Source organism: Candidatus Binataceae bacterium, assembly GCA_036495685.1.
In the GTDB taxonomy this organism is placed as follows: Bacteria; Desulfobacterota; Binatia; order Binatales; family Binataceae; genus JAFAHS01.
This window is the reverse complement of the sequence record DASXMJ010000236.1, coordinates 35,252-42,068: the sequence shown is the minus strand read 5'-3', so window position 1 is coordinate 42,068 and position 6,817 is coordinate 35,252. Positions and strand designations below refer to the sequence as shown.

At 59.7% G+C, this 6,817-nt stretch carries 6 protein-coding genes; 2 read left to right on the top strand and 4 right to left on the bottom strand.

Annotated elements, in window-relative coordinates; all coding sequences use genetic code 11:
• Positions 1 to 180: 180 nt before the first annotated feature.
• Positions 181 to 1,164, bottom strand: a complete 984-nt coding sequence (locus tag VGI36_21395; GenBank protein ID HEY2487708.1) for an RNA polymerase sigma factor — start codon at positions 1,162 to 1,164, stop codon at positions 181 to 183.
• Positions 1,165 to 1,328: 164 nt separating this feature from the next.
• Here VGI36_21395 and VGI36_21390 point away from each other — a divergent pair, with 164 nt between their 5' ends.
• A complete protein-coding gene (locus tag VGI36_21390; protein HEY2487707.1) occupies positions 1,329 to 1,934 on the top strand; it encodes a histidine phosphatase family protein in 606 nt (201 codons plus the stop codon).
• A 27-nt stretch (positions 1,935 to 1,961) separates the two neighbouring features.
• Here VGI36_21390 and VGI36_21385 read toward each other — a convergent pair whose 3' ends face one another.
• The 3 genes from VGI36_21385 to VGI36_21375 form a co-directional block, all read right to left on the bottom strand.
• Positions 1,962 to 3,731 (bottom strand): alkaline phosphatase family protein, encoded by a 1,770-nt coding sequence (locus VGI36_21385; protein ID HEY2487706.1) that lies wholly within the window; start codon positions 3,729 to 3,731, stop codon positions 1,962 to 1,964.
• A gap of 48 nt (positions 3,732 to 3,779) precedes the next feature.
• Positions 3,780 to 4,691 carry a hypothetical protein gene (locus VGI36_21380; protein HEY2487705.1) on the bottom strand — a complete coding sequence of 304 codons (912 nt, stop codon included), beginning with the start codon at positions 4,689 to 4,691 and terminating at the stop codon, positions 3,780 to 3,782.
• A gap of 96 nt (positions 4,692 to 4,787) precedes the next feature.
• Positions 4,788 to 5,657: an LLM class F420-dependent oxidoreductase gene (locus VGI36_21375; protein ID HEY2487704.1), complete on the bottom strand. Its 870-nt coding sequence runs from the start codon at positions 5,655 to 5,657 to the stop codon at positions 4,788 to 4,790.
• An 87-nt stretch (positions 5,658 to 5,744) separates the two neighbouring features.
• On the opposite strand from VGI36_21375, the gene VGI36_21370 reads away from it, so the two are divergent.
• Positions 5,745 to 6,761 carry an aldo/keto reductase gene (locus VGI36_21370; GenBank protein ID HEY2487703.1) on the top strand — a complete coding sequence of 339 codons (1,017 nt, stop codon included), beginning with the start codon at positions 5,745 to 5,747 and terminating at the stop codon, positions 6,759 to 6,761.
• Positions 6,762 to 6,817: the final 56 nt, after the last annotated feature.

Here is a 6,817-nt window from a genome sequence, read left to right as displayed (position 1 = left end):
TGTACAGTCGAATCGACCGCGGGTGTTCCGGTCTCTTTGATTGCCGGACCCGCAGCTGCCGCCGCCCGAGCTTCGTCAGCGCGAAGGCCCAGCGGCTCCTGCACCAGATTTCGGCGCGCGCTGGTAGGGGCCTCGGCCATTTCGCGATGGACTGTCACCGATTTCTCGGATCGCTCCAGTCTATGCTGGCGCTGGCGTCGGAAAGCGATACGGTACCTGGCCCACCGGGTCGCCGAGTTCACCACCAATCTCCTGGAGAACTTCGGGATTGAAGTTGTAAGAGCGGATGCGCGCGATTTGCCCGTCCATCTCCTCGAAGCGTGCGATGGCCATCAGGATCTTTGCGTTTCCATGCACGATAAAACCGAGCATCATTGGTTCCCCATGAAGAATTATCCGCTCGTTGAGGAACTTGGGTGGGCGCAACTCGGGCGGCATGTCCGGATGGACGTTCACGGCCTGCCAGAGCCAACTGCCCTTGGCCTCGAACTGTTTGCGGCCAACCTCAAGTAGATTGCCAACCATGTCGATCGTCGCGCTATCGAGCATCAGGGCCAGGAGCCCCTGCAGGTCGGCCGCGTTGAGGCGCTCAACAAAGCGAGCGACCAGCCTCGCCGACGGCGCCGGTCGGCGAGCTGCCGTCCGGGGTGTCGCATCGAGCCGACTGCGGCCACGATGCAGTGCCGTCTTCACCGCTCCGACCGAGGTCGCGAGCACCTCGGCAATCTGTTCGAGGCTCATGTCGAACACGTCTTTGAGAAGGAAGGCCGCGCGTTCCTGGGGCCCGAGCACATGCATCAGCGTGGCGGCGGCCTCGCGCACCTCGGCGGGATCGGCTTTGGGTTGGTTAGTGACTTGCTCGTTGCGCTCCCGTTCGGCGGCGCGGTCGGCCGCCTCGCGCCGCCGAACAGCATCGAGCCATAGATTGGTTGCGATCCGAACCAGGTATCCGCGCGGATTGGCGACTGAATTGACCCGTCCCAACACACCGAACCCATTCAGCATAGCTTCTTGCACCAAGTCCTCCGCATCCCAAACATCGCCAGTCAGCCGCCTGCAATAGCGAAACAATTCGGGTCGAAAGGGCACGAAGAAGTCGATATAGCTATGCCACGCGGCGCGGGCCTCATCGCGAATTTGCTTGGGAAAATCGTTTTCAGTCACACGATCCCTCCTGATCACGTCGTCATAAACTCGACGGACTGGCGGCGCCAAAAGATACTTGCCCGCGAAAACCGTCAGACCTAAGGGTCGGACTGACGTGGCGTCAATCTTTGCTTGTGGGCAAAATACCGCCAAGCGCCCGCGTGGGTGAAAAGAGCGACAGCATGGGCAGATTGGTACTGGTGCGACACGGCGAGAGCGCAGGAAACGTCACGCGGATCTTTACCACCACCCCGATGACGCTACCGCTCACCGAATTGGGCCGCAAACAGGCACGCGAGGTGGCATCCGCCATTCTCGCGATTTCAAATCCGCGCGTAGTGGTGGCGAGTCCGTATCTTCGCGCGCGCGACACTGGAGCTATCATCGCCGAAGAGCTGAAGCTGCCGTTTGAGGTTCGCGAGGGCTTGCATGAGCGGGAAACCGGCGACTTCGCGGGCAAGCCTTACGAATCGATTTTCGAGGCCCAAGGCTACGATCATACGCGGCCGTGGACCTGGGTCCCGCCCGGTGGTGAATCCTACGAACACGTCCGCGATAGGGTCGGACCTATTCTCCATGAACTGGTCGCACGTTTCGCCGATGACGATGTGGTCGTAGTGAGCCACGGCGGTGTGATGGTCGCAATGTGGGCATATATAACTGGTCGGTGGGAGGATGCGCACGTGCCGCCGAACTGCGGAATCGTGTTGGTCGAGCATCGCGAAGGAAAATTCCGCGAGCCGCATATCATCGGCGGCCAGCAATCGCAGCGCCACGCTGGCGGCTGAATCTTAGTGAAGCGTCCCCGCCGTCATCTAAATTCCTCCGGGCAGGACCAGTGGAGGATCACTACGCCGATGAGAAAAATCGAAGATGCTTTGCAAATCTCCGATCGCCGGGCCATTGCTCGGCACGTACGAATTCTGGGTTGAGGCTATGGGATTGGGCAGATGGTCGCGGCTACGCGACGATAACGGGGCGAGACCCCAGTTCCACTCGATAAATTTAAGAAACGATGCCTGGTCCGCGTAAGTGTGGTCGATCGCTCCCGGCTCCACGTATGGTGAAATGACTATCATCGGCATGCGGGTACCGTCGCCAAAGAAATCGAGCGGCTGGATATAGCCGGAATCGTAGTAGCCTCCGCCTTCATCAAAGGTTACGAAAATCGCCGTGTCGGCGAAGAGCTGCGGCCGTTTGATGACCGCATTGGCAACTGCCTGCACAAAATATTCGTACGCAGCCACCGACGAGTTGGCTGGATGCCCGGAGTAAGGCTCGTAGGGCCGAACGAAGGAAACGGCGGGCAGTGTGCCCGACTCCGCATCATGAAAGAAATCCGTGACTCCGGTGATATTAGCGCGTAGCCCCGTGGTCATCACGTTGCGGCTGAACTGCATCGGATTGCAGATCGAACACCACGAATCATTGGCCCCGCCCGGCTTTAAGCCGCCGATATAGTATTTCCACGAGATACCCGCCTTGCTCAGTGCCTCGCCGATATTCGGGAGGGTTTGTGGCGGCAGGGTGTAGGGATGCTGCTTGCGGTCAACAAGCGTGCCGTCCGGATTGTACGGGGGCCCGTAGTTGTTGACCAGGTAATAATGATCGGTCGCGCAGTTGGACGGCCGATGCAGGGTTTTCAGATAGTCGAGTATTGGCGCAACCCCAGGTTGCGATCGGTCCGCGCAATTCACATAGGTGCCGCTGCGAAACCCGTCGCGCTTGTACCAGTTGTTCGATCGGCTCCAGGAGTCGGGGTCTTCGATTAGCTCGGTGGGTGGAGTCAGCGGTTTTCCGTTCCCGTCGCTGTAGAACGCGAGATCTCCAGTGCCGAGGAAGATAAAGCTTGCGCCGGTCCCGCCCATTATTGCCTGATGAAAGTTGTCGCTCATCGCGTAGTGATCCGCGATGAACTTGAATACCGGTGCATCGCCCAGGTTCATGTTGTAAAAACCCATCGCGACCGCACCCTGGCGGGTGCTTTGATCGGTAAACGGCGCGGGCGGGGGTTTGGCGTCGCTGCCGAAGCCGATCGTGACCGCGGCCCACACGAACAGGTCGTTGCGGCCTTGGTCGAACTGCTGCCACATCTGAAAGAAGCGATGCGCCGGATCGCCCGTATACGAGAGCTGATATGCGGTGTACTTGCTGAGCTGAAATGGACCATCGGGCAGGTCGGCCGGAAATCGCGCATCGGGTACGCCCTGAGGTTGCCCAAAAGCGAAGGTGGTATTCGGTTGCGGCAATCGAGGGTACGGTTCGGTACGGGTCGGAGTGATCGAATATTTGTCGTGGTCAATCGCGTTCCATTGGACCGCCTTGTCGAAGTGAGGCCCGGGCGCCCCGTCCGGCTTGATAATTCCCTTGGACAGCAGATTGTCTACGCTCTGACCCCTGAGCGGCTGGTACGCGCCGAACAGATTATCAAAGCTGTGATTCTCCCCTACGACCAGGATCACGTGATGAATCGGACTCTTCGGCGAGCTGGAGTTCGCCATGGCCGCCGACTCGGTGACGCAGACGAGCATGATCGCGCTGGCGACGCTGCGGGCGAGCGCGCGATTGATTAAGCTAAAATTCATCAACCGGCGACGCTAGATCGTCGGCAGGCTTCGCCGCAACCGCCGCGGTTACGCGGGGGTTAACAGTACCTCATCTGATTGTTGCGCCTTGCCGCCGGGCGCTGCGACAATCATCCTGATCAGTTCTTCCGTGATCCGCGGCTCCAACCCCTCGGTATGTCCCTTATCAAGACGAACTACGTCGGCGATCACGCGACCGCCACGCGCGTTTGGATACGCATAGACTTGGGCGACGCCAGGTCGTGGTAATAGACCCCAAGCCGAATTCGATCTCCCCTCGCGCAAGGTGTCGTAGATAAGGCCGGGTTCTTCATCGATCACGTCGGGCAACCTGACGCGTGGGCCGGCTTCATACTTGTCCGCCCACGGAGACGTCTCGGGCAGCGCGACCATCTCGTGCTCGCCGGTCGCAAAGATGAAAGAGATGTCACAATCCGGCACGGCCGCACTACCGGGACGCGCCGTTCCGATCGGAAACCCGGGCAGGCGCGGCAGGGGTCCTACCGGAACGAAAAATGATGGAGGTAACTCGATTGGCCCGATTCTGCCGCCCGACAGACTCAACCAACCATCGACCCGGTTGCGAAAGAAATCGTCGCCGAGCAGTCGGTTGGCGGTCATGCCACCCTGCGAATGCCCGACCAGCCAGAACGCTGCGATCGTGTCTTTCCCATATTTTTCGAACAGGTAATCGACGATGTTGCGCAGATGGGCATCATCCGCCTCCGCCACCCAGCGTCGCATTGGCTCTTTGGTGGCGGACGACGGTGTCGCGATAACCAGTCGATACTTTTCCTTGTAACGATAGGCCGGGAAGTACGCGCGCTGCCATGCGCCAACCGAACCACCGCCGTGCAAGCTCAGGAGGAAGACCAGCTTTTCCCCAGGCCGAAGATCGTCCGGATCGTCAACATAGAACTTACGTCGAAGCTTCTCGTCTACCGCGCTGATACTGCCCATGTTTCTTTCCCGGGTATTTCACCAGCTGAGCCAAGCTCAGAGGGCCTCGCCCGGCCCGCGACGACACAAATGCCTGCTCCCCTCGCCCCTGCGCCACTAGCCGACTTTCGCAGCGCTCTCCACTATCGGTCCGAGTCCCTGCACCACTTTCACTCCATCTTCCGCGACCGCAGACGCCGCGACCACCAGTCGACTCACCCCCGCCTCGGCGTACTGCTTCATCACGTCCGCCGATGGTCCATCGCCACCCATCAGCAAAACCGAAAACTCGATCTTCTCGGGGTCGCGGCCATATTCGCTGGCCAGCGCCTTGATCTGGGGAATGCATTCACGTGCCTTTTCAACGCTGAGGCCGCCCGGGCACCATCCATCCGCATAACGGGCGACGCGCTTGAGCGCGTACTTGGGGTCGTGCGCCCCGAGCCAGATCGGAGGCGCGGGTTTCTGCACGGGTTTGGGTCCTACCTTGATCGAGGGAAACTTGACGATCTCACCAGTGTAGCTTACGTCGTCACCACTCCAGAGGACGCGCAGCGCTTCCACTGCTTCACGCAAATGCTGCCAGCGACGGGCGAAATCCACTCCGAACAGTTGGGCCTCCTCTCGGAACCACCCGGCGCCAACGCCCAAGATGAGCCGGCCCTTCGAATAGTGATCGATCGATGCGGTCACCTTGGCGGTCTCGATGACGTTGCGCTCGGGCAGCAGGCAGATTGCAGTTCCGAGCTTGATGCGCGATGTGGTATGCGCAGCTATTGAGAGCGCGACGAACGGATCGATCAATGCGCCGTAGAAATCGGGAACCTTGCCATCGCGCGAGCGCGGGTAGCGGGTCGTATAGTCGGTTGGCACTGCGAGATGCTCCGCGACATAGAATGATTCAAAGCCCAGGTTCTCGGCCGCATGTGCGATCGCTCCAGGACTCCCGGACTTGTCGGTCAGAAACGTCAGCACGCCGATTTTCATGGTCGGGTCTTCTCCAGCTTTGGGTTTGCTAGAGCCTAACACTGAATGGCGCCAAAGGGGTATTTTGCACGATAGCTGGAGATGGCCATGACGCTACCCGCATCGAGCCGCTTTCAATTCACCCCCGACCTCTCGATCTGCCGTGTGATGAACGGTTTGTGGCAAGTCTCAGGCGCGCATGGAAACATCGACCCAGCGCGTGCCATTCCCGAGATGTTCACCTACCACGAGAGCGGGTTCACGACTTGGGATGTCGCCGATCACTATGGACCTGCCGAGGACTTCATTGGAGCATTCCGCCAGCAATTCGCCGGCCGCTTCGGTGCGGATCGGCTCAACGAGATTCAGGCGTTCACCAAATGGGTGCCGCGGCCCGGCAGGATGACGCGCCGCGTTGTCGAGGACGCGATTAACCTGTCGCTGTCGCGGATGGGCGTAAAGTCGCTCGATCTATTGCAATTTCACTGGTGGGACTACGGCGACGAGGCCTACCTCGATGCGCTCAAGCATCTCGCCGATCTCCAACAGGAAGACAAAATTCTGCACCTCGCCCTTACCAATTTCGACACCGAGCACCTGCGTATCATCACCGATCACGGCATCAAGATCGTCTCGAACCAGGTGCAGTACTCACTGGTGGATCGCAGACCGGAAAACAAAATGGCCGCGTTCTCCGGCGAGCACGGGATTACGCTTCTCCCCTATGGGGTCCTGCTCGGCGGTTTGATGTCGGAACAATTTGTGGCCCGGCCCGAGCCGCGCCGCAGCGACCTGAACACCGCATCACTTCAGAAGTATCGCAACATGATCGAAGCATGGGGCGGATGGTCTCTGTTTCAGGAGTTACTCGCCGCGGTGAAGCAGGTCGCCGACCGCCATCGGGTCAGCATTGCTAACGTTGCCGTGCGCGCGATTCTAGATCGTCCTGCAGTGGCCGCCGTGATTGTCGGGACACGCCTTGGGGTCGCCGAACATATAGCCGACACTACGCGCGTTTTCGGATTCCAGCTCGATTCCGACGACCGTGCAAAGCTCGACGCCGTCAGCGCAAAATCCCGCGACCTCGCAAGGTTGATCGGCGACTGCGGCGACGAATACCGGTAGCTCGACTATCCAGTTCTCGAAAATTCAAATTTAGATCGTCGGATTCGGACGCCCAT

Excerpts from the sequence above, each read along its gene's own strand:
- VGI36_21390 (HEY2487707.1), top strand. The coding sequence starts at position 1,329 with ATGGGCAGATTGGTACTGGTGCGACACGGCGAGAGCGCAGGAAACGTC.
- VGI36_21385 (HEY2487706.1), bottom strand. The coding sequence starts at position 3,731 with ATGAATTTTAGCTTAATCAATCGCGCGCTCGCCCGCAGCGTCGCCAGC.
- VGI36_21380 (HEY2487705.1), bottom strand. The coding sequence starts at position 4,691 with ATGGGCAGTATCAGCGCGGTAGACGAGAAGCTTCGACGTAAGTTCTAT.
- VGI36_21375 (HEY2487704.1), bottom strand. The coding sequence starts at position 5,657 with ATGAAAATCGGCGTGCTGACGTTTCTGACCGACAAGTCCGGGAGTCCT.
- VGI36_21370 (HEY2487703.1), top strand. The coding sequence starts at position 5,745 with ATGACGCTACCCGCATCGAGCCGCTTTCAATTCACCCCCGACCTCTCG.